Origin of the sequence: Rhodopseudomonas palustris (assembly GCF_003031265.1) — a bacterium.
Lineage (GTDB): Bacteria > Pseudomonadota > Alphaproteobacteria > Rhizobiales > Xanthobacteraceae > Rhodopseudomonas > Rhodopseudomonas palustris_H.
Window position 1 is genome coordinate 973,258 of the sequence record NZ_CP019966.1, and the last position, 22,855, is coordinate 996,112.

The following is a 22,855-nucleotide window of genomic DNA, read 5'->3' on the forward strand; positions in this document are numbered from 1 at the left end:
CATGAGCGTCATTGTTCCGATCCATGGACCAGCGATCGCCCCGGCGCCCGCGCCGGAGCGGGTCGGTGTGCTGTTGGTGAACCTCGGCACCCCGGACAGCTGTGACACCAAGGGTGTGCGCATCTATCTGCGCGAGTTCCTGTCGGATCCGCGGGTGATCGAGAACCAGGGGTTGTTCTGGAAGCTCGCGCTCAACGGCATCATTCTGAACACCCGCCCGGCTCGCAAGGCCAAGGACTACCAGAAGATCTGGAACCACGAGAAGAACGAGTCGCCGCTCAAGACCATCACCCGCGCGCAGGCCGAGAAGCTGTCGGCGTCGCTGGGCGATCGCGGCCATCTGATCGTCGATTGGGCGATGCGCTACGGCAACCCGTCGCTGCGCGACCGGATCGAGGCGCTGGTGGCGAAGGGCTGCACCCGACTGCTGGTGGTGCCGTTGTATCCGCAATACTCGGCCGCGACCTCGGCGACGGTGTGCGACCAGGCGTTTCGCGTGCTGCGCGAGCTGCGCGCTCAGCCGACGCTGCGGGTCACGCCGCCGTATTATCGCGACCCGGCCTATATCGACGCGCTTGCGACCTCGATCAAATCGCACCTCGCGTCGCTGTCGTTTGAGCCCGAACTGATCGTGGCCTCGTTCCACGGCATGCCGCAGGCCTATATCGACAAGGGCGATCCCTATCAGGCGCAGTGCGTGGCAACCGTCGAAGCGTTGCGCGAGCGGATGGGCGTTGCCGACGACAAGCTGCTGCTGACCTTCCAGTCGCGGTTCGGCTTCGACCAGTGGCTGCAGCCCTACACCGACAAAACCATCGAGGCGCTGGCCCGCAAGGGCGTGCGCAAGCTCGCCGTGGTGATGCCCGGCTTCTCGGCCGACTGCCTGGAGACGCTGGAAGAGATCGCGCAGGAAAACGCCGAGATCTTCATGGAGCACGGCGGCGAGGAATTTACCGCGATTCCCTGCCTCAACGACTCCGACGCCGGTGTGCAGGTGATCCGCCAGCTCGTACTGCGCGAGCTGCAAGGCTGGCTGTAACCAAGCGAAGGCTGTCGTCAGCGCCAGCCTTCCGCGACCAAATCCCCCATCGTCGAACCTGGATTGCGGCGACCGCGACCCACCAGTGTTGCGCCGTGCCGGCGCACGCATCACCATGACCGCACGGATGTCGGTATCCGGCGAGGAGAGTTTGCATGTTTTATGATCTCAGCGGGTTCGATGTGGTGTCCATCGTTCTCGTCCTGCTGGTGATCCTGACGCTGTTCGCGGGCGTCAAGACGGTGCCGCAGGGTTACAACTGGACCATCGAACGGTTCGGCAAGTTCACCCGGACGCTGTCGCCGGGCCTCAACCTGATCATTCCGTATTTCGATCGCGTCGGCCGCAAGATGAATGTGATGGAGCAGGTGATCGAGATCCCGCAGCAGGAAGTCATCACCAAGGACAACGCCACCGTGACAGTCGACGGCGTCGCGTTCTATCAGGTGTTTGACGCCGCCAAGGCGAGCTACGAGGTCGATAATCTGCAGCAGGCGATCATCGTGCTGACCATGACCAACATCCGTTCGGTGATGGGCTCGATGGATCTCGACCAAGTGTTGTCGCATCGCGACGAGATCAACGAGCGGCTGCTGCGCGTCGTCGATGCTGCGGTGTCGCCGTGGGGCATCAAGGTCAACCGCATCGAGATCAAGGACATCGTGCCGCCGAACGATCTGGTGGAGGCGATGGGCCGGCAGATGAAGGCCGAGCGCGTCAAGCGCGCCGACATCTTGCAGGCCGAAGGTCAGCGCCAGTCGGAGATCTTGCGCGCCGAGGGCGCCAAGCAGGCCCAGATCCTGCAAGCCGAGGGCCGTCGCGAAGCTGCGTTCCGCGACGCCGAGGCGCGCGAGCGCTCCGCCGAAGCCGAAGCGCGGGCCACCCAGATGGTGTCGGAAGCGATCGGCAAGGGCGATGTCGCGGCGCTGAACTACTTCATCGCCGACAAGTACATCAAGGCGTTCGGCCAGCTCGCCGAATCGCCGAACCAGAAGGTGATCATGCTGCCGGTCGAGGCGATGAGCATGCTCGGCTCGCTCGCCGGCATCGGCGAGATCGCCAAGGCGACCTTCGGCGAAAGCGCCGCCTCGGCGCAGGCCGCCCGCCGCGGCTCGGTGCCGCCGACGACGCCGGTGCCGCCGGCGCGGTGAGACGGAGGCCGCTGCCATGACCGCGATCCTCACCGCGCTCGGCGCCTGGAACTGGCTGATCTTCGGCCTGGTGCTGATGGCGCTGGAGCTGCTGGCGCCTGGCGTCTTTCTGTTCTGGCTCGGGCTCGCAGCACTCCTGGTCGGAGTGCTTGCGCTGCTGCTGGAGCCGGGATGGCAGCTGCAAATCCTGCTATTCGGCCTGTTCGCGGCCGCCGCCGTGCCGCTGTGGCGGCGGATGGCGCGCGGCGGCGACGTCGAGGTTCATGCGACCAACCCCTACCTCAACCGCCGCACCGATGCTCTGGTGGGCCGTGAATTCACCCTCGAAAAGCCCATCGAGGGCGGCGTCGGCATGGTGCGGATCGACGACACCGTCTGGCGGGTGTTCGGCCCCGATACGCCGGCCGGCCAACGTGTGCGGATCGTCGCGGCGGATGGTGCGAAGCTGACGGTGGCGGCGCTGTAACTCGGCCTTCGTCCTCGAGGTAATGAGCCTAGTTTCGTGGTTTTCACACCGAGATGTGTGGATGACGACACTGAGCCCTCGGGAGAAAGCGCCAATCCGCTTTCAATCTGGAGATGGAGCGATCGAGCGCAGCGGCAGGCAGAGGTCTGTGAGGAGGTCCGAGGGCTTGGTGTCCTGCGGGCTGTTGAGATACTTCTCGACGACCGGGCGGTCGTCAGCTTCGCGGCCGGATTGCGGAAGCCAGGTGCCGAACAGCCAGTTATAAGCGGCCGACATATCGGCATAGGGGCCCTTGTGCCGAAGCACCGCATAGTCGCCCCCGGCGATCTCGATGCGCTCGACCGGCGGATCGAGGTCTTTGCCGCCCGGCGCTGCGAGGGCTGCCAACGAGCGCAACCGCTCCGGCGGCACGGCCGTCGGATCGTCGAGATACACCGCGATCATTTCGATCCGCTCCGGCAGGGCGCCGCGAGCGGCGAGTTGACCGAACAGCATTCCGAAGGCCTTGCCGATCTCGATATACGGACCGTCGTGGCGGACGGCGAACGCGGGAATGGCATCGAATCGTTGGATTTCGATCGACCAGCCACCTTGCTGAGTGGCGAGTTGCCCCGGCCGGAAATCGGCATGACTACCCCGCTCTCGATAGGTCGCCGGCGGCAACCCATAGGCGTCCGCAAAGGCGCGCGTGAACGCCGCCGGGCTGGCATATCCTGCTTTGGTCGCGATCTGCGCGATCGGGTCATCGGTCTGCGCCAGACTGACGGAGGCGCGCTGCAGCCGCAGACGGCGTGCGGTGGCAACGGCGGTTTCACCTCGGCAGGCGTGATAGATTCGATGCCAGTGATATGGCGAGAGCGACGCGACTTCGGCGATCCTGTCGAAGTCAAGCTCGCCATCGAGATTGTCGTGAATGTACGACGTCACTCGGTCAAGTCGGTCCTGGTAGTTCGTTCGTGTCATGATCATCGGTCCCCGCGCGCGACAGTTGCTGTCGCGGAGTGACATGCAGCGGGTTGATAAATCCTGCGGACTTTCGACCGACCCCAGTCATTAGGCGCGGCCCTCGCCAGCCTTGTGGCGCAACCAGCGGCATCGCGCCGTGCTCCGGCCCGCCACCCACGCCGGGCATGGACTTGGCTTCCAGCAGCCAAACCCAGCTACGATAACGGATCGACTATGTCGGCGGACTTCCGCCGGTCATGCCATTGCGCTGGGTATCGAACCCAGACATGGCGCGGGGAAGAGCCTGCGACCGTCCTTTTGTTCGGTCGTGTTTTCGGAGAGGTGCCCAGGCTAGGGCGAAGTGGCGCTTACGCCACCCCGGCCCGCAGCAGGTCGTGCAGATGCACGATGCCGAGCGGCTTCTTGCCTTCGGCGACCAGCAGCGCGGTGATCTTCGAGGAGTTCAGCAGTTCCAGCGCCTGGCCGGCGAGCAGGTTCGGGCTGATCGTCTTCGGATTCTTCGTCATCACCTCGTCGACGGTGGCGGTCATCAGGTCGGACCGCATATTCCGGCGGAGGTCGCCGTCGGTGACGATGCCGGCGATCTGACCGTTGCTGTCGATGATGCCGACGCAGCCGAAACCCTTGGCGGACATTTCGACCAGCGCATCCGACATCCGGGTGCCGAGCGGCTTCAGCGGAATCGCTTCGCCGGTGTGCATCAAGTCACGCGCGTATTTCAGCATCGCGCCGAGCTTGCCGCCGGGGTGCAGCACGCTGAAATCGCCCGGAGTGAAGCCGCGGCTTTCGAGCAGCGCGATCGCCAGCGCATCGCCGAGCGCCAGCATCATCAGCGACGAGGTCGTCGGCGCCAGATTGTGCGGGCAGGCCTCGCGCGCCTTCGGCAGCGCCAGCGCGATGTCGGCGGCGGTGCCCAGCGTCGAATTGGGGTCGCAGGTCATCGCCACCAGCGCGATCTTGAAGCGCTTTGCGTAGTTGATCAGGTTCTTCATCTCCGGCTGCTCGCCGGACCAGGACATCGCGAGAATGATGTCGTCGGCGGTGATCATGCCGAGATCGCCGTGGCTCGCCTCGGAGGCGTGCACGAAGAACGCCGGCGTGCCGGTCGAGGCAAAGGTCGCGGCGATCTTGCGGCCGATATGGCCGGATTTGCCGAGGCCGGTGATGATCAGGCGGCCCTTGGCGTTCTGAATCAGGTCGATCGTGGCGGCGAAGCGCACGCCGAGATCGGATTGCAGCGCGGTGGCGAGCGCGGTCACACCGCTGGCTTCAGCCTCCAGGGTGCGCAGGGCCGAGGGGATCGCGGCGGCAGCTTGCTCGCTCATTGCGGGTATCTTGGTGTGGGTTTTGGACAGTGCCATGCAGGGTCTCCGGCATGGGCCGCGAAGCGGCCGGGCCTTCTCCTAGCATGGCGCCGGCCGGGATGCGACGCGGCCGATCCCAGCCTGCCGTCGTTCTCAACCGCTCCTTAACCATAGTTGTTTTAACTCCATTAACGATGAGGAGCGGCGCGTCTGCTCCTTATCGTTGTTCAGGATTCTGATTTCGTTGGAGTTTTTGCAGTCGTGACGTGGGCTCCAGCACCGGGCCGCCGCTCTCGCACAGCTTTGTGCGCCGGTTCCGCATGCCTGGCGCTCGCTACGATCGGCACGACTCCGGCGGCTGCGCAGAGCCTGACCCGCGATCTGTTCAACCCACAGCGTGGCGGCTTTGTCGCCACCCAGGACCTGCCGCTGCGGCCGACGCCCGGCGCCGCGATCAGCTCGGCATCCCGGGGGCGCAACGTGTTCACGCAGCCCCAGGACGATGACACCAATACGCCGCTGCGGCCGACTTCGACGGCGGCGCTGCAGCCTCCGCCCGGCAGCGCCAATCCGGACAATGCCGGCGTCGCCTACGACGCGCTGAACCGAAAGCGCCAGCGGCCGAAATACTATCCGGGTGCGCCGCGCCCGAAGGCCGTGGGACCGGGATCGCCGATGGTCACCCCGGCGCCGCCGCCGGCGCTGCCGCTGCAGCCGCGGCAGACCGCCGCCAAACCGCCGCTCCCGCCCGCGCTCGCCGGCCGTGTGCCCGGGCAGCCGACGCGCCGGCAGCTCAAGACCGACGACGATCCGTTCGGTCCGGTAGGCGATTACGCCGGCAGCTTCCTGATCAAGGGCGCGCTCGAAGTCGGCGGCGGCTACGACACCAACCCGGCGCGCACCAACACGCCGCGCAGCTCCGGCTTCTACAAGGTGGCGCCGGAACTGATGATCACCTCGGATTGGGAGCGGCACGCGCTGGTGGCCGATCTGCGCGGCGCGTTCACCGGCTATGGCCACGACTTCAATCCGCCGGCCGGAACGGTGTCGCCGGCGCCGATCAGCCTCGACCGGCCGGAGTTCAACGGCCATGTCGACGGCCGGCTCGACGTCAGCCGCGACACGCATCTGATCGGCCAGGGCCGCCTGATCGTCGGCACCGACAACCCGGGCAGCCCGAACATTCAGGCCGGCCTGACTAAATATCCGCTGTTCACCACCACCGGCTTTTCCGGCGGCATCGATCAGAGCTTCAATCGCCTGCAGGTCTCTGCGGTCGGCAATTTCGATCGCACCGTGTATCAGGATTCGCAACTGACCGACGGCACCAGCGACTCGAACAAGGATCGCAACTACAATCAATATGGCGGCGTCGGCCGGGTCAGCTACGAGCTGAAGCCGGGCCTGAAGCCGTTCGTCGAGATCGAGGGCGACACCCGCGTGCACGATGTGCCGGTGGATCGCTATCTGTATTTGCGCGGCTCCAATGGCGGCTATGCCAAGGGTGGCACCAGCTTCGAACTGACGCGGCTGCTCACCGGTGAAATCTCGATCGGTTATGCAACGCGCACCTATGTGGACCCGCGGCTGGAGAAGCTCGGCGGCCTGCTCACCACCGCCTCGCTGGTGTGGACAGTGACGCCGCTGACTACGGTGAAGTTCAACGCCGACACCCAGATCTCGGAATCGCCGCTGCCCGGCGTGTCCGGCGTGTTCACCCGCACCTATACGGCGGAGGTCGACCACGATTTCCGCCGCTGGCTGACGGCGATCGGCAAATTCACCTACGGCACCTACGACTATCAGGGCTCTGGCCGCTCCGACCGGCTGAATTCGATCGAAGGCAACCTGATCTACAAGCTGAACCGCTCGGTATGGGTGAAGGGCCAGCTTCGCTACGACAAGCTGGATTCCAACGTCGTCGGCGGCAGCTACGACGCCACCGTGGTGATGCTCAGCGTCCGGCTGCAGAACTGAGCCGCGGGGCGTTCGACGCCGTCGCCACCGGCTTCAATTGCCGGCTAATCGTTGAGGGCCGAGGCCTCCGGCCGCCACGTCAGCAATCGCTTCTCCAGCGCGGTAAGCAGTCCTTCGGCGACGAGTGCCACCACGGCGATGACGATCATCGCGGCGAACACGCCGTTGGAGTCGAATGAGCCCTGGGCGGTGGCGATCAGCAGGCCCATGCCTTCGCGGGCGCCGAGGAATTCGCCGACGATGGCGCCCACCAGCGCGAAGCCGAAGCTGACATGCAGGCTCGCCAGGATCCACGACAGCGCCGAGGGGATCACCACCGAGGTCGTCACCTGCCACGGGCTGGCGCCGAGAATCCGCGCATTGGCGATCAGGTTCTTGTCGGCTTCGCGCACGCCCTGAAACGCATTGGCGAACACCACGAAGAACACCATCACCACCGCCAGTGCGACTTTCGACGCCGCGCCGAGTCCGAGCGCGACGATGAAGATCGAGCCGAGCACCACGCGGGGAATCGAGTTGGCGACCTTGATGTAGATCGAGAACACGTCCGACAGCAGGTGATTGCGGCCGAGCGCGATGCCGCACAGCACCCCGAGCACGGCCCCGATCACGAAGCCGGCGCCGGCCTCGTAGATCGTCACCCACACCTGCTGCCACAGCGGGCCGATCGAGGTGCCGTTCTGCATCCAGTCGATCAGCTTGAGCACGATGCCGCTCGGCTGGCCGAAGAAGAACGGATCGATCACGCCGAACCGTACGCCCAGCTCCCAGCCGGCGATCAGCACCACCAGCACCGCGAGCCGCAGCGCCAATACCAGCCGCGCACGCCGTCGCATGCGGACAGCCATTGGCTCGGCGCGAATGTCCGTCTCCGGCTTGCTGATTGTCGTATCAGCCATCAGCATGCTCCTCGCACGTCGCCGGTCCCATGCGAGGCCCTCATGGTGAGGAGGCGCGTCAGCGCCGTCTCGAACCATGAGTTTGCGCGGCTCTCATCCTTCGAGACGCGGCGAAGACGCCGCTCCTCAGGATGAGGACGCTGCGAGTTGTGGCGATGCCGAATGGCGCGATGCCTCCTCAATGTCCCGCCCTCGCGCGCAGGACTTCTTCGCGCAGGTCGTCGCTGATGCGGCGGGCGATGGCGATGAAGCGCTCGTCGTAGCGGAGTGTGGCGACGTCGCGCGGGCGCGGCAGGTCGATGGCGTGGACCGACTTCACCCGCGCCGGACGCGTCGTCAGTACCGCGACACGGTCGGCCAGCAGGATCGCTTCGTCGAGGTCGTGGGTGACGAACAGCACCGCGGAACGTGCCTGCGCCCACAGCTGCAGCAGTTCTTCCTGCATCAGCTCGCGGGTCTGGACGTCGAGTGCCGAGAACGGCTCGTCCATCAGCAGCACTTGCGGATTGTTGATGAAGGTCTGCGCCAGCGCCACGCGCTTGCGCATGCCGCCGGACAGCTGATGCGGATGATGGTTCTCGAAACCCTTCAAGCCAACGCGGACGATCCAGTCGCGCGCCTGCGCCTCGGCGTCCGCCTTGCCGACGCCGCGAAACAGCGGCCCGGCCATCACGTTGTGCAGCACGCTGCGCCAGGGAAACACCGCGTCCTGCTGAAACACGAAGCCGACGCGGCGATCGACGCCCTCGACCGGTGCGTCGAACAAGGTGACGCGTCCGGCCTGCGGCTTCGCCAGTCCGGCGATCAGCCCGAGCGTCGTGGACTTGCCGCAGCCAGTCGGGCCAACGATGGCGCAGAACTCACCGGGCGCGATCGACAGGTCAAAATCCTCCAGCGCCGACAGCACCTCGCCCGACGGCGTGACGAAGCGGCGGGCGACGTGATGGAGTTCGACGGCGGAGGGGGAGGAAGTCATCGAAGGATCGCCCATGAGGGTGAAGAGCTAGCAGCGAGCACGGCGCGCTCCCTCTCCCGCTTGCGGGAGAGGGGTGGGGTGAGGGCGACGCGGGCACAGTGCCTGGGGACCCCCACCCCCAACCCCTCCCGGCAAGGGGGAGGGGAGAAGACGCGTCGCGTCACTCCATGCTCGTGTGCATTGGCCCGATCGACAGGCATCGCCGCCCTCACTGCCCAGCATTCGCCTTCGCCACGAATTCCGTGGTGTAGGTCTTCGACAGATCGACGGTCTTGCCCTGCAGGTTGGGCGAGAAGCTCGCCAGGATCTTGGCGACGGACTCAGGCGCACCGGTCGGCATCACGCCGTCGGGCGAGTACTGCACCTTGCCGTCCTTCAGGCCCTGGACGTAGAGAGCGCGGTCGCCGGCGTAGTAATCCTTCGGCATCTTGTCGGCGACCTCTTCGGCCGAATGCGCCTGGATCCATTTCAGAGTCTTGACGAAGGCATTGACCAGCTTCTGCACCGTGGCCTTGTTGGCCTCCATCCAGCCGCGGTCCATGTACAGGCAGGCGGCTGGGTAGTCGCCGCCGAGCGCCTTGCGGGTCTCGTCCGGCGAGCGCAGGTCGATGCCGATCTTGGCGGTGCCGGAACTGAGCGCACGCTGCACGGTCGGCTCGGTGGTCATGCCGGAGCTGATTTTGCCCTGCTGCATCGCCGCCAGGAAGGTGTCGCCGGCGCCGACCGGCACCAGCGTGTAGTCCTGCATCTTCAGGCCAGCCTTTGCGGCGAGCGCGCGGGTGAGAAAGTCGGTGGCCGAGCCGAGGCCGGTGACCCCGAGCGCCAGGCCTTTCCAGTTCGCCGGCTGTTTCAGCTTGTCGGCCTCGGCCGCCTTCACCAGCACGACCTCGCCGGGCGCGACCGAGAACTGCACCACGTCGGTGATGAACTTGCCCTTGGCCTGCAGGTCGATAGTGTGATCGTAAAATCCGACGACACCCTGAACTTCGCGCGCCAACAGCGCGGTGGCGGCCTGCGAGCCCGAGGTCGAGTTGAACAGCTCGACGTCGAGCCCTTCCTCCTTGAAGAAGCCGAGCTGAGCGGCGAGCTTCGCCGGCAGATAGATCTGCTTGTCGATGCCGCCCACCATGATCTTCAGCGACGTCTGCGCAGCCGCCGGCACGGCGGTCAGCAGGACGGCAAACAGGGCGGCGACAACTCTGCGCATCGGCGTTTCCTCATGACGTTCGCGGCTCGCAGGCCCAGGCGGGCTGCGACGCGTGTCACGCATCAGGACGCGGGGTGCGGCAATCTGTCAATGCCGGTTGCGCGCGCCGCCGCGCCCGCCGCGGAACTCGTCAGCTTCGCCAGCGCGACCGTTCGGCCTTGATCCGCCGGAAGCGCACACCGGAGCCATCCGGCAAGCGGGTGGCGATATAGCCGGCGGCGAGGCAGGCTTCGCGCTGCGGCATCTGCTCGTCCGGCGCATAGGTCGAATCCCACCACGCCGCCCGTTGCGCCGCACGCGGCAGGTCGAAGCCGAGCATCTCCTCGATGGCGTCGATGCTGAGCACCAGCTCCGGGGCGGTCTGCTGCGCCAGATACTCTCGTAGGGGGTCGTAGGATTTCATCGGGCGCCGTGGTTGGTCGAAGGGAGCGGGTGGATGGTCGTTTGGAGGACGCTGAGTGCGTTCTCCGGCCGAGTCCGGCGTTATGCGGTGAAACAGCGTGTTAACCCCGCATTACGTCAATAGCGCAACTTAAGCGCTCTGCAAGACATTGCGTGGAACCTGAGATGATGGACACGCACGCTCTGTTTGACAGGATCAGCAAGGAGCTCCACCGTCGGCGCCGGATGTCGGCGCGGGTGATGGTGATGTTTTCGCTGATCACCGTGCTGGGTTTTTCCGCTGTGTGCGGCAGCGTGCTGCTCGACATGCGGCGCGGCGCCGAAGAGCTGGCGCGGCAGACGCTCGAAAATCTCGCCGCCTCGATGGACGCCGACATCAATCGCAATGTCGAGCTCTACGACGCCTCGTTGCGCGCGGTCGCGTCCAATCTGGTGCTACCCGAACTCAGCCAGGTCGACGCCCGCCTGGCGCGGCTGATCCTGTTCGATCATCCGGTCACGGGTCCGCATTTCGGCGCGATCCGGGTCTATGACGAGCACGGCAACCTCACCCGCGACTCCGCCCTCACCAATCCGCCGAAGGAGAACCGCGCGAACGAGCCGTTTTTCACGGTGCAGCGCGACGAGCCATATGCCGGGCTGTACATCAGCAAGCCGCAGCAGATCGATGGCCACTACTCGGTGATCCTCAGCCGACGTGTCACCGGCTCCGACGGCACGTTTCTCGGCGTCGTCGCCGGCTCGATCAAGTTCGGTTACTTCCAGGACCTGTTCAAGCGGCTGCGGCTGCGCCCGCAGGACATGATCGCGGTGATCGCGCACGACGGCACCCTGATCGTCCGTACCCCGTTCGAGCCGGAATTGATCGGCAAGAACATGCTGTTCACCTCCGGTGTGCAGAAGATGTTCAGTCGCCGCAACGGCTGGTTCGCCGGCACCGGCACGCTGGACGGCGTCCAGCGGATGTTCGTCTGGAGCGACAGCACCAAGCCGCTGGTGGTGCTGGTCGCCAAGTCGTGGAACGACATCTATGCGATGTGGCGCAAGGAGGCGATCTGGATCGGCATCGTGCTGCTGGTGCTGGCCGGCTTCGTCGCTGCCGTCACGGTGTTCTTCATCCGCGAGATCGAGCGCCGCGCCGCGGCCGAGCGCCGGCTCGAGGAGCTGGCCACCACCGATCCGCTGACCGGGCTGACCAACCGGCGCAAATTCGACGCCGCGATCGACACCGAGTGGCGCCGCGCCATCCGGCAGAACACGCCGATCGCGCTGCTGATGATCGATGCCGATCACTTCAAGGCTTACAACGACAGCTTCGGCCATCAGGCCGGCGACCAGATGCTGGTCGGGATCGCGGTGTGTATCGCCGACACCGTGCATCGCGCCGGTGATTGCGTCGCCCGGTTCGGCGGCGAAGAGTTCGCCGTGCTGCTGCCGGGGCTGACCGCGCCGGCAGCCGAGGCCATCGCCGAGACCATCCGGCGCAAGGTCGAGGAATGGTCGGATATCGAGGGCGGCGTCACCGTGTCGATCGGCGTCGCCAGCACCACGCCGATGGCCGCGCATCAATGGCACGATCTGGTCGAAGCCGCTGACCGTGCGCTGTATGCGGCCAAGGAACTCGGCCGCAATCGCTGCGTCGTCGCCGTGCGCGGCGAGGTCACGCTGGTGGCGTAACCTCTCCGGCGCCTCGGTGCCGCGCGATTACTTGTCCAGATAGCGCTTCATGTCTTCGATCAGCCCGGCACGCAGGTCGTCGCGCTGCATCGCGAATGCGATGTTGGCGCGCAGGAATCCGGCCTTCGAACCGCAGTCGTGGCGTTCGCCTTCGAACTCGACGCCGTAGAACTTCTGGGTCTTCGACAGCCCGATCATCGCGTCGGTGAGCTGGATTTCGCCGCCTGCGCCGCGCTCCTGCGTCGCCAGGATCTTGAAGATCTCGGGCTGCAGGATATAGCGCCCGGTGATCGACAGGTTCGACGGCGCGGTGCCGGGCGCCGGCTTCTCGACCATGCCGTCGACCTCGAACACCTTGCCGGTGCGCTTGCCGACGCCGCAGATGCCGTACTGATGGGTGCGGTCGGCCGGCACTTCTTCCACCGCGATGACGTTGGCCTTGTCGCCGAGCTTCTCGGCGGCCTGGATCATCTGCTTCAGGCAGCCCGGGGTGTTGAGCACCAATTCGTCCGGCAGCACCACCGCGAACGGCTCGTTGCCGACGATGTCGCGAGCGCACCACACCGCGTGGCCGAGCCCGTGCGGCGCCTGCTGGCGGGTGAAGCTCATCGCGCCGGCCTCCGGCTGGTCGCGCGCCAGGATTTCCATCTCGTTCTTCTTGTTGCGCTTCTCCAGCGTCACATCGAGCTCGAACTGGCGGTCGAAATGATCCTCGATCATGCCCTTGTTGCGCCCGGTGACGAACACGAAGTGCTCGATCCCGGCTTCCCGCGCTTCGTCGACGACGTACTGGATCAGCGGCTTGTCGACGATGGTCAGCATCTCCTTCGGCATCGCCTTAGTGGCGGGGAGAACGCGGGTGCCGAGGCCGGCGACCGGGAAGACGGCTTTACGGATTTTCATGATCTGGAAATCTTTCGAGAGGGACGGAAGGGCGAAACCGTACGGTCTTGCAGCCTGCAACCAAGGCGGATGTGTGAAGTTCCGAAACGCGGCGCGAAGCGTCGCCGGAGACAGAATGTCACATCAGAAAAGCGGCGTCCCCGGTACGAAAGCATCGAACGCCGCCCAGAATTGCTGGCGGTAACGATCCTGCTCCTGGAGGATTTCGTGCTTGGCGCCGGGGATCACCAGATGCGAACCGGCCCGCAAATGATAAGCGAACTCTTCAATCGCCGGCGTGGACACCACGCCGTCCATGCCGGCCGCGATCATCAGGATCGGCTGCCGGATCTGCGACGGATAGTTGGTCGCCTTGAAGGCGTGCATGGCACGGAAGGCTGTGTCGGCCCAGGCAACGGTCGGCGAGGCGAGGCCGAGGGTCGGGTCTTCGGCGATGATCGCGGCGTTGCGGGCGTAGCGCACCGGGTCCGAGGTCAGCTTGTTGCCGACGAACGGCTCGGTGTTGGCGAGCACGTCGTTGCCGCCTGGCACATAGCGGCCGCCTTGGCCGGCCAGCCGCATCGCCCGCAGCAGCAGCCTGATCGGCAGCGCGGTGGTGTTGCCGGCGAGGTCGATCATCGGGGCCGACAGCACCATGCGGTCGAACCAGCGTTTGCCGGAGCGGGCGATGCGCAGCATCACCGCTCCGCCCATCGAATGCGCCAGCGCGAAATGCGGCGGCGGGCAGTCCGGCAGCACCACTTCGCGGACGAAGGTTTCGACGTCGACCTCGAAGTCGGCGAAGTTGCGCACATAGCCCTTGCGATAGTCGCGCAAGCGGCGTTCCGAGTGGCCCTGGCCGCGCCAGTCGAGCGCCGCGACCGCAAAGCCGCGGTCGCGCAGATCGCGCACCGTCTCGAAGTACTTCTCGATCTGTTCGGTGCGTCCGGTGAAGACGCACACGGTGCCTTTGCGGTGCCCCGCCGGCTCCCACCGCGCGAAGCGCAGCTGCACGCCGTCGGGCGTCTTGATGAAACCGGAGACGGCGTCTTCGGGCACCGGATTGGCAGGAGTCGAGACGAGCGTCATGGACCGGGTCCGGAAGGGGAGCAAATGTCTGGAAAATCGGGATGAAAGCGGCGGGCGCGAACAGCTTCGGGCCCCCTCTTGAACCCCGAAACGCCCCTCCCATATCATTTCCGTGCAGGCCACACCAAGGGGTCAGGAACTGACTTCCCCGGCTGCACGGACAAGGCCCGGCCCGATGGCGGGCGGGTCATCACATAGTCGCTTCTAGGAGGACTTTGACCATGCGTAGCTTCGATCTCACCCCGTTCTATCGTTCGACCATCGGCTTCGACCGGCTGTTCAATCTGCTCGACCAGACCTCTGCGGATGCGGCCGCGCCCGGCTATCCGCCCTATAACATCGAGCGCACCGGCGAGAATGCGTATCGCATCACCGTTGCGGTCGCCGGGTTCTCTCCCTCCGAGCTGTCGATCGTCAGCAAGGAGAACACGCTGACCATCAAGGGCGAGAAGACCGGTGAAGAGGCCGGCAAGGCCGAAGTGCTGTATCGCGGCATTGCCGCGCGCGCCTTCGAGCGGGCCTTCCAGCTCGCCGATTACGTAACGGTCAAGAACGCAAGCCTCGAAAACGGTCTGCTGCACGTCGACCTCGTGCGCGAGATTCCTGAGGCGAAAAAGCCGCGCAGCATTCCGATCAGCATCAATGCGCAGGCTGGCCCGCAAGTGGTCACCGACAACAGCGAGAAGGCGGCCGCGTAACGCGCCGCCGGCTTGCGAACTTTCTTTCGCTGCATAGACCCCTAGCCAAGCAGGCGCCCCGGGTAACCGGGGCGCTTTGCTTTTGGAGCCGTCGCGGTCCGTCGCGAAGCGCACAGGTCGTCTGAAAAGCCGACCAAGCGGCTACTCCAGCCCCTGCACCGGCGGCATTGCTTCGGTCGGACGGATCGTCGCCGAGGAGGAGGGCCTGGCTCGCACCGGCGAGGGGCCTGCAGCCGACGGCACTGCGCTGGCCGGGCTTTGCACCGCTGCGGTGTCCTGTTTGGTGTCCTTGCCGCCGTCCGGCCTGGCCTGATCGAGCATCGGCTTGGAGCCGTCCTTGGCGGCGGCGTCGCCTGCGGCCTTGGCGGCTTTGTCGCCGGCCGGGTGCTGCGGCGCCGGCCGCGGGATCGGTGTGGCCGCATTGCGGTTGGCGACGCGGGCCACCGGTTTTGGCGGCCGCGGCGGATTGGTCTCGACGAATCGGGGCAGTCCCTGAATCCGGCCATAGCTGGCGACCGTCACCTCTTCCATGCGGTCGCCCATCTGCCAGGCCGGCATGAAGCGGACTAGGCGGCCCGAGCGGGCGTCGATCACCAGGCGGCCATCGTCACCGTCCGGATTGATCGCCGCCATGGTGTAGACCGCGCCGCGCTGGCGCGGATAGCCGAGCGGCGAAAAGCCCTCGGCGCGGGCCGCGCGGGTGACTTCATCCGGTGACAGCACCTCCAGCACCTCGGCCAGCGGGGCCGCGCGGCGCAGATCGCGCCGGGGCGGCGACATCGCCGCATACGAGCCCTGAAGGTCCGACACTCTGGTGACGGGCGGCCGCGCGGCGCCGCCGGCCGGCAGCGGATCGGCCATCGCCGTGGTCGCGGCGGTCGCGGCAAGACCCGCCGACATTACCCACCCCTTGAATTTCATAGCTTCATGCTCCCTGCAGCGTCTGTCCCATTCTGGTGCGGGGCGGGAGCCTCGCGGGGGAATTTGGCCTGGGCTTGGCCCAAACGCGGCGCATTTGGCGTGAATCCGCGGCAGCCGCGATCGCGTCGCTGCTGCAAAACCGATGCAGAAACGGCCGGCCCACCATCGAATGGGGGACGTGGGCGCGCTTGTGTGCTAGACAAAAATTTGGCAAAGTCGTGCTAGGACAGCATCGCTGTCTCATTTACGGTGGTAGCCCGGCACGGGGTTTGCAGCGTCACGCGAGACGATTGACGTCGCGCGCGGCACCTGATTGTCCGTTGGGCGATATGGACACCGGGGTCTGAATACGCAAATCGTGGCTCGCAGAGCGCGAGCGGTGGCCCGGAGGGTGCCGCGAGCGTTCGAAGTGCGCCGATGCTGGATAGTGTATCCCCTCCCGGGATGAAGAGGACGAAGATGAGCGGGTCTGAGTGCGAGCGCGAAATTATGGTTGCCAATGCGCTGACGGCGGACTCGGCTGTCAAAACCACCGGTCCTGAGCATACTTGGCGTCCGCCGGCCGAAGGTCTGTACGACCTGTCGCGCGAAAAGGACGCCTGTGGCGTCGGCTTCATCGCCAACATCAAGGGCGTCAAGTCGCATCAGATCGTCTGCGACGCGCTGCGCATCCTGTGCAACCTCGAGCATCGCGGCGCCGTCGGCGCCGATCCGCGCGCCGGTGACGGCGCCGGCATCCTGGTGCAGATCCCGCACGCCTTCTTCAGCCGCAAGGCCACCGAACTCGGCTTCTCGCTGCCTGCGCCGGGCGAATATGCCGTCGGCGCGCTGTTCATGCCGCGCGAGACCTCGTGGCGGAAGGTGATCAAGAGCATCATCGAGGATCGCATCAAGGCCGAAGGCCTGGCCTTCCTCGGCTGGCGCGACGTGCCGACCGACAACTCTTCGCTCGGCGAGACCGTGAAGCCGACCGAGCCTGCCAACATGCAGGTGTTCATCGGCCGCGGCACCGCGATCACCTCCGAAGACGATTTTGAGCGCAAGCTCTACATCCTGCGCAAGTCGATCTCGAACGCGATCTATCAGCGTCGCGAGCGCGCGCTCGCCGGCTACTATCCGGTGTCGCTGTCGTGCCGCACCGTGATCTACAAGGGCATGTTCCTGGCCGACCAGCTCGGCAAGTACTATCCGGATCTGCACGAAGACGATTTCGCCAGCGCGCTGGCGCTGGTGCATCAGCGGTTCTCGACCAACACCTTCCCGACCTGGTCGCTGGCGCATCCGTACCGCATGGTCGCGCACAACGGCGAGATCAACACCCTGCGCGGCAACGTCAACTGGATGGCGGCGCGTCAGGCGTCGGTGCATTCGGAGCTGTACGGCGAAGACATCAGCCGGCTGTGGCCGATCTCTTACGAAGGCCAGAGCGACACCGCCTGCTTCGACAACGCGCTCGAATTCCTGGTGCGCGGCGGCTACTCGCTGACGCATGCCGTGATGATGATGATTCCGGAGGCGTGGGCCGGCAACCCGCTGATGGACGAGAAGCGCCGCGCTTTCTACGAGTACCACGCCGCTCTGATGGAGCCGTGGGACGGTCCGGCCGCGCTCGCCTTCACCGACGGCCGCCAGATCGGCGCGACGCTCGACCGTAACGGTCTGCGCCCGGCGCGCTATCTCGTCACCAAGGACGACCGCATCGTGATGGCGTCCGAAATGGGCGTGCTGAAGATTCCGGAGGATCAGATCGTCACCAAGTGGCGGCTGCAGCCCGGCAAGATGCTGCTGGTCGACCTCGAGCAGGGCCGCCTGATCCCGGACGAAGAGATCAAGGCGCAGCTCGCCGCCAGCCAGCCCTATGCCGACTGGCTGCATCGCACCCAGATCGTGCTGGAAGAGCTGAAGGACGCGCCGGTCAAGGGCCAGCGCTCCAACCTGCCGCTGCTCGATCGGCAGCAGGCATTCGGCTACACCCAGGAAGACATCTCGATCCTGCTGACGCCGATGGCGTCGACCGGCGAGGAAGCCAACGGCTCGATGGGCAACGACACTCCGCTGTCGGCGCTCTCGGACAAGCCGAAGCTGCTCTACACCTACTTCAAGCAGAACTTCGCCCAGGTCACCAACCCGCCGATCGATCCGATCCGCGAGGAGCTGGTGATGAGCCTGGTGTCGATCATCGGCCCGCGGCCGAACCTGTTCGACACCGAAGGTCTCGCCGGCACCAAGCGTCTGGAAGTGCGTCAGCCGATCCTGACCGACGGCGACCTCGAGAAGATCCGTTCGATCTCCGAGATCGGCGATCCGCACTTCAAGTCGCGCACGCTCGACACCACCTTCCACTCCGCGCTCGGCGCTGCCGGCATGGAGCAGGTGCTCGACGACCTCAACGGCCGCGCCGAATCTGCGGTGCGTGACGGCGTCAACATCATCATCCTCAGCGACCGCGCCGCCGGCGCCGATCGGATTCCGATCCCGGCGCTGCTGGCCTGCGCCTCGGTGCATCATCACCTGATCCGCGTCGGTCTGCGCACCTCGGTGGGCTTGGTGATCGAGTCGGGCGAGCCGCGCGAAGTGCATCACTTCGCCTGCCTGGCCGGTTTCGGCGCCGAAGCCATCAACCCGTATCTGGCGTTCGAGACCATCATCGCGCTGAAGGACCGGCTGCCGGCCAAGCTCGAAGACAAGGAAATCGTCAAGCGCTACATCAAGTCGATCGGCAAGGGCCTGCTCAAGGTCATGTCGAAGATGGGCATCTCGACCTATCAGTCGTATTGCGGCGCGCAGATCTTCGATGCCGTCGGCCTGCGTCACGACTTCATCGCCAAGTACTTCGCCGGCACCCACTCGCAGATCGAAGGCGTCGGCCTGGCCGAAATCGCCGAAGAGACCGTGCGCCGGCATCGCGACGCGTTCGGCGACGCGCTGGTGTACAAGACCGCGCTCGACGTCGGCGGCGAATACGCCTTCCGCACCCGCGGCGAAGACCACGCCTGGACTGCGGACTCGGTCGCGACCCTGCAGCACGCGGTGCGCGGCAACTCGCAGGAGCGCTACCGCGCGTTCGCCAAGCTGCTCAACGAGCAGCAGGAGCGGCTGCTGACGCTGCGCGGCCTGTTCAAGATCAAGGGCGCCGAGGCCGAAGGCCGCAAGCCGGTGCCGCTGGCCGAAGTCGAATCGGCCGCCGAGATCGTCAAGCGGTTCTCGACCGGCGCGATGAGCTTCGGCTCGATCTCGCGCGAGGCGCACACCACGCTGGCGATCGCCATGAACCGGATCGGCGGCAAGTCGAACACCGGTGAGGGCGGCGAGGAGCCGGATCGCTTCAAGCCGATGGCGAACGGCGACTCGATGCGCTCGGCGATCAAGCAGGTTGCCTCGGGCCGGTTCGGTGTCACGACCGAATACCTCGCCAATTCGGACATGATCCAGATTAAGATGGCGCAGGGTGCCAAGCCCGGCGAAGGCGGTCAGCTGCCCGGCCACAAGGTCGACGCCACCATCGCGGCGGTGCGCCACTCGACCCCGGGCGTCGGCCTGATCTCGCCGCCGCCGCACCACGACATCTACTCGATCGAAGATCTGGCGCAGCTGATCTACGATCTGAAGAACGTCAATCCGTCGAGCGCGATCTCAGTGAAGCTGGTGTCGGAAATCGGCGTCGGCACCGTCGCGGCGGGCGTCGCCAAGGCGCGCGCCGACCACGTCACCATCTCGGGCTTCGAAGGCGGCACCGGCGCTTCGCCGCTGACCTCGATCAAGCACGCCGGTTCGCCGTGGGAAATCGGCCTCGCCGAAACCCACCAGACCCTGGTGCGCGAGCGGCTGCGGTCGCGCATCGCCGTCCAGGTCGACGGCGGCTTCCGCACCGGCCGTGACGTCGTGATCGGTGCTCTGCTCGGTGCCGACGAGTTCGGCTTTGCCACCGCGCCGCTGATCGCGGCCGGCTGCATCATGATGCGCAAGTGCCACCTCAACACCTGTCCGGTCGGCGTCGCCACCCAGGACCCGGTGCTGCGCAAGCGCTTCACCGGCCAGCCCGAGCACGTCATCAACTACTTCTTCTTCGTCGCGGAAGAAGTTCGCGAACTGATGGCGAGCCTGGGCTACCGCACCTTCAATGAAATGGTCGGCCAGTCGCAGATGCTGGACCAGGCCGCTCTGGTGGCGCACTGGAAGGCCAAGGGCCTCGACTTCTCCAAGCTGTTCTTCAAGCAGAAGGCGGACAAGGGCCAGACGATCTTCCATTCGGAAGGCCAGGATCATCATCTCGACAGCGTGCTCGACCGCAAGCTGATCGCCAAGTCGCAGCCGGCAATCGACCGCGGCGCACCGGTGAAGTTCGAGATCGAGATCAACAACACCGACCGCTCGGCCGGCGCGATGCTGTCCGGCACCGTCGCCAAGCATTACGGCCACGCCGGCCTGCCGGCCGACACCATCCAGGTGCACCTCAAGGGCACTGCGGGTCAGGCGTTCGGCGCCTGGCTGGCGCGCGGCATCACCTTCGATCTCGAAGGCGAAGGCAACGACTATGTCGGCAAGGGCCTGTCGGGCGGCAAGATCATCGTCCGGCCGCCCGCGATCTCCGGCATCGTGCCGGAAGAATCGATCATCGTCGGCAACACCGTGATGTACGGCGCGATCGAGGGCGAGTGCTACTTCCATGGCATCGCCGGCGAACGCTTCGCGGTTCGTAACTCGGGCGCGGTCGCGGTGGTCGAAGGCGCCGGCGATCATTGCTGCGAATACATGACCGGCGGCATCGTGGTGGTGCTCGGCAAGACCGGCCGTAACTTCGCGGCCGGCATGTCGGGCGGTGTCGCCTACGTGCTGGACGAGGACGGCAGCTTCGCCAAGACCTGCAACATGGCGATGGTCGAGCTCGAGCCGGTGCTGTCGGAAGAGATGATCAACGCCGGCGCGTTCCATCAGGCCGGCGATCTCGAAGCGCACGGCAAGGTCGATGTGTTCGCCGATCTGCTCGGCGCCGACGTCGAGCGGCTGCACGTGCTGATCTCGCGCCACGCCAAGTATACCGGCTCCAAGCGCGCCCAGGACATCCTGGCGAACTGGAAGAGCTACTTGCCGAAATTCCGCAAGGTGATGCCGGTCGAGTATCGCCGCGCGCTGCGCGAGATGAAAGCTCGCGCCGCCGAGGAGCCGAAGATCGCGATCGGGGCGTAGGCTCTCGATCGATCATCCTTCGAGACGCGCGCCGCAGGCGCGCTCCTCAGGATGAGGGCTGGACGCGCGGCGTGCCGCTGTCCGGCAACCAGCACAGTCCCCTCATGGTGAGGAGGCGCGAAGCGCCGTCTCGAACCATGAGGGCCACGAAACGAAGACTTAAAGTCGAAGACAAGAATTCGAGGCGTCAGAGTTCGATGGGCAAGGTCACGGGGTTTCTGGAAATCGAGCGGCACGATCGCGCTTATGCGCCGGTCGCCGAACGGGTGAAGAACTACAGCGAGTTCGTGGTTCCGCTCAGCGAGAAAGACCTGCGCGACCAGGCCGCCCGCTGCATGAACTGCGGCATCCCGTATTGCCACGGCACCGGTTCGCCGCAGCCGGGCGCGACCGGCTGCCCGGTCAACAACCAGATCCCCGACTGGAACGACCTGGTTTACAACGGCTATTGGCAGGAAGCCGCGCGCACCCTGCACTCGACCAATAACTTCCCGGAATTCACCGGCCGGATCTGCCCGGCGCCGTGCGAAGCGTCGTGCACGCTGAACATCGACGACAACCCGGTCACCATCAAGACGATCGAATGCGCGATCGTCGACACCGCGTTCGACAACGGCTGGGTCAAGCCGGAGATCGCCGCGGTCAAGACCGGCCAGAGCGTCGCGATCGTCGGCGCCGGCCCGGCGGGCCTCGCCTGCGCCCAGCAGCTGGCGCGCGCCGGCCACGACGTCCACGTCTATGAGAAGTTCGCCAAGGCCGGCGGCCTGCTCCGCTACGGCATCCCGGACTTCAAGATGGAGAAGACTCTGATCGACCGCCGTGTCGCTCAGATGGAAGCCGAAGGCGTCACCTTCCACTACGGCGCGCCGGTCGGTGGCAGCGCTCCCGGCGCAGTCGATCCGGCCGAGCTGCTCAAGCAGTACGACGCCGTCGCGCTGACCGGCGGTGCCGAAGCGCCGCGCGATCTGCCGGTCCGGGGCCGCGAGCTCGGCGGCATCCATTTTGCGATGGACTTCCTCACCCAGCAGAACCGCCGCGTCTCCGGCGAAGCCGTGAACGGCACCGACATTCTCGCCGCCGGCAAGAACGTGGTGGTGATCGGCGGCGGTGACACCGGTTCGGACTGCATCGGCACCTCGATCCGCCAGGGCGCCAAGTCGGTGACCCAGATCGAAATCATGCCGGCGCCGCCGGAGCGTGAGAACAAGGCGCTGACCTGGCCAAACTGGCCGATGAAGATGCGCACCTCGTCGAGCCAGGCCGAAGGCGCGCAGCGCGAATTCGCCGTGATGACCCAGTCGTTCGAAGGCGAGGGCGGCGTCGTCAAGAAGCTTAACTGTGTCCGGGTCGACGCCAAGTTCCAGCCGATCCCCGGCACCGAATTCGTGCTCGAAGCCGACCTCGTGCTGCTGGCGATGGGCTTTGTCTCGCCGGTCAAGGAAGGCCTGCTGACCCAGCTCGGCGTCGCGCTCGACCCGCGCGGCAACGTCGCCGCCGACCTGTCGCACTTCACCACGTCGGTCGACAAGGTGTTCGCCGCCGGCGACATGCGCCGCGGCCAGTCGCTGGTGGTCTGGGCGATCCGCGAAGGCCGCCTCTGCGCCCAGGCGATCGACCGGTTTTTGATGGGCTCAACCACGCTGCCGCGGTAGGCGGCGCCGTAGGATGGGTTGAGCGCAGCGAAACCCATCACCACCTCGCTGCGTAGCGATGGGTTTCGCGTTGCTCAACCCATCCTACGGCCTGCGGACGTCGCCGCCAGCTACACGCTGAAGCGTCATGCGCGGGCTCGACCCGCGCATCCATCGCGCGCATTAGCGCGCGATCAACATTACGTACAGGAAGAGTGATGGATTGCCGGGTCAAGCCCGGCAATGACGTTGGTGGTTGCAACGAACTGCCGGTCAGCCGCAACTCCTGCCTTCACGCTGCCGCCTCACGAAGGGGTAGCGGACTCCCACCTAGCGAGAGGCGGTCGCATCCAAAAACGCGAATCTTACTCGCCTACTACCCG

The 22,855-nt window shown here is 65.9% G+C and carries 17 protein-coding genes; 8 read left to right on the forward strand and 9 right to left on the reverse strand.

Features of this window, described 5'->3' with window-relative positions:
- Position 1: 1 nt before the first annotated feature.
- The 3 genes from hemH (at position 2) to RPPS3_RS04530 (ending at position 2,656) form a co-directional block, all read left to right on the forward strand.
- Entirely contained in the window at positions 2–1,039 is a 1,038-nt protein-coding gene (hemH, locus tag RPPS3_RS04520; RefSeq protein ID WP_107343038.1) for a ferrochelatase, read from the forward strand.
- Positions 1,040–1,194: 155 nt separating this feature from the next.
- On the forward strand, positions 1,195–2,190 hold the full coding sequence (locus RPPS3_RS04525) for an SPFH domain-containing protein (protein WP_107343039.1): 996 nt from the start codon (positions 1,195–1,197) through the stop codon (positions 2,188–2,190).
- A gap of 16 nt (positions 2,191–2,206) precedes the next feature.
- Positions 2,207–2,656, forward strand: coding sequence for an NfeD family protein (locus tag RPPS3_RS04530; protein WP_107343040.1), 450 nt, complete (start codon positions 2,207–2,209; stop codon positions 2,654–2,656).
- A gap of 102 nt (positions 2,657–2,758) precedes the next feature.
- Here the strand turns inward: RPPS3_RS04530 and RPPS3_RS04535 are convergent, their stop codons facing one another.
- Positions 2,759–3,583, reverse strand: a complete 825-nt coding sequence (locus RPPS3_RS04535) for an AraC family transcriptional regulator (protein WP_234820095.1) — start codon at positions 3,581–3,583, stop codon at positions 2,759–2,761.
- 386 nt (positions 3,584–3,969) lie between these two features.
- Positions 3,970–4,983 carry a KpsF/GutQ family sugar-phosphate isomerase gene (locus tag RPPS3_RS04540; RefSeq protein WP_107343041.1) on the reverse strand — a complete coding sequence of 338 codons (1,014 nt, stop codon included), beginning with the start codon at positions 4,981–4,983 and terminating at the stop codon, positions 3,970–3,972.
- Between the two features lie 204 nt (positions 4,984–5,187).
- Between RPPS3_RS04540 and RPPS3_RS04545 the strand changes: the two genes are divergently transcribed.
- Complete coding sequence (locus RPPS3_RS04545; RefSeq protein ID WP_107343042.1) at positions 5,188–6,903, forward strand: outer membrane beta-barrel protein; 1,716 nt, start codon at positions 5,188–5,190, stop codon at positions 6,901–6,903.
- Positions 6,904–6,947: 44 nt separating this feature from the next.
- Here RPPS3_RS04545 and RPPS3_RS04550 read toward each other — a convergent pair whose 3' ends face one another.
- The 4 genes from RPPS3_RS04550 to RPPS3_RS04570 all read right to left on the reverse strand — a co-directional run bounded on the left by RPPS3_RS04550 (position 6,948) and on the right by RPPS3_RS04570 (position 10,388).
- The gene (locus RPPS3_RS04550) at positions 6,948–7,802 is read right to left on the reverse strand and encodes an ABC transporter permease (protein WP_107346429.1); all 855 of its coding nucleotides are present in this window, start codon (positions 7,800–7,802) and stop codon (positions 6,948–6,950) included.
- Positions 7,803–7,980: 178 nt separating this feature from the next.
- Complete coding sequence (locus RPPS3_RS04555) at positions 7,981–8,778, reverse strand: ABC transporter ATP-binding protein (RefSeq protein ID WP_107346430.1); 798 nt, start codon at positions 8,776–8,778, stop codon at positions 7,981–7,983.
- Positions 8,779–8,986: 208 nt separating this feature from the next.
- Complete coding sequence (locus RPPS3_RS04565; protein ID WP_107343043.1) at positions 8,987–9,985, reverse strand: ABC transporter substrate-binding protein; 999 nt, start codon at positions 9,983–9,985, stop codon at positions 8,987–8,989.
- Between the two features lie 130 nt (positions 9,986–10,115).
- Positions 10,116–10,388, reverse strand: coding sequence for a DUF7662 domain-containing protein (locus tag RPPS3_RS04570; RefSeq protein WP_107343044.1), 273 nt, complete (start codon positions 10,386–10,388; stop codon positions 10,116–10,118).
- A gap of 167 nt (positions 10,389–10,555) precedes the next feature.
- Here RPPS3_RS04570 and RPPS3_RS04575 point away from each other — a divergent pair, with 167 nt between their 5' ends.
- Complete coding sequence (locus RPPS3_RS04575) at positions 10,556–12,064, forward strand: sensor domain-containing diguanylate cyclase (protein ID WP_107346431.1); 1,509 nt, start codon at positions 10,556–10,558, stop codon at positions 12,062–12,064.
- 27 nt (positions 12,065–12,091) lie between these two features.
- Here the strand turns inward: RPPS3_RS04575 and galU are convergent, their stop codons facing one another.
- Both galU and RPPS3_RS04585 read right to left on the reverse strand, forming a co-directional pair.
- On the reverse strand, positions 12,092–12,967 hold the full coding sequence (gene galU / locus RPPS3_RS04580; protein WP_107343045.1) for a UTP--glucose-1-phosphate uridylyltransferase GalU: 876 nt from the start codon (positions 12,965–12,967) through the stop codon (positions 12,092–12,094).
- A gap of 123 nt (positions 12,968–13,090) precedes the next feature.
- On the reverse strand, positions 13,091–14,035 hold the full coding sequence (locus RPPS3_RS04585; RefSeq protein WP_107343046.1) for an alpha/beta hydrolase: 945 nt from the start codon (positions 14,033–14,035) through the stop codon (positions 13,091–13,093).
- 221 nt (positions 14,036–14,256) lie between these two features.
- On the opposite strand from RPPS3_RS04585, the gene RPPS3_RS04590 reads away from it, so the two are divergent.
- Positions 14,257–14,733: an Hsp20 family protein gene (locus RPPS3_RS04590; protein WP_107343047.1), complete on the forward strand. Its 477-nt coding sequence runs from the start codon at positions 14,257–14,259 to the stop codon at positions 14,731–14,733.
- A 141-nt stretch (positions 14,734–14,874) separates the two neighbouring features.
- Here the strand turns inward: RPPS3_RS04590 and RPPS3_RS04595 are convergent, their stop codons facing one another.
- Complete coding sequence (locus RPPS3_RS04595) at positions 14,875–15,633, reverse strand: hypothetical protein (RefSeq protein ID WP_234820097.1); 759 nt, start codon at positions 15,631–15,633, stop codon at positions 14,875–14,877.
- 480 nt (positions 15,634–16,113) lie between these two features.
- On the opposite strand from RPPS3_RS04595, the gene gltB reads away from it, so the two are divergent.
- Together gltB and RPPS3_RS04605 are read left to right on the forward strand one after the other, a co-directional pair.
- Entirely contained in the window at positions 16,114–20,841 is a 4,728-nt protein-coding gene (gltB, locus tag RPPS3_RS04600) for a glutamate synthase large subunit (RefSeq protein WP_107346432.1), read from the forward strand.
- 197 nt (positions 20,842–21,038) lie between these two features.
- The gene (locus tag RPPS3_RS04605) at positions 21,039–22,493 is read left to right on the forward strand and encodes a glutamate synthase subunit beta (RefSeq protein WP_107343049.1); all 1,455 of its coding nucleotides are present in this window, start codon (positions 21,039–21,041) and stop codon (positions 22,491–22,493) included.
- Positions 22,494–22,855: the final 362 nt, after the last annotated feature.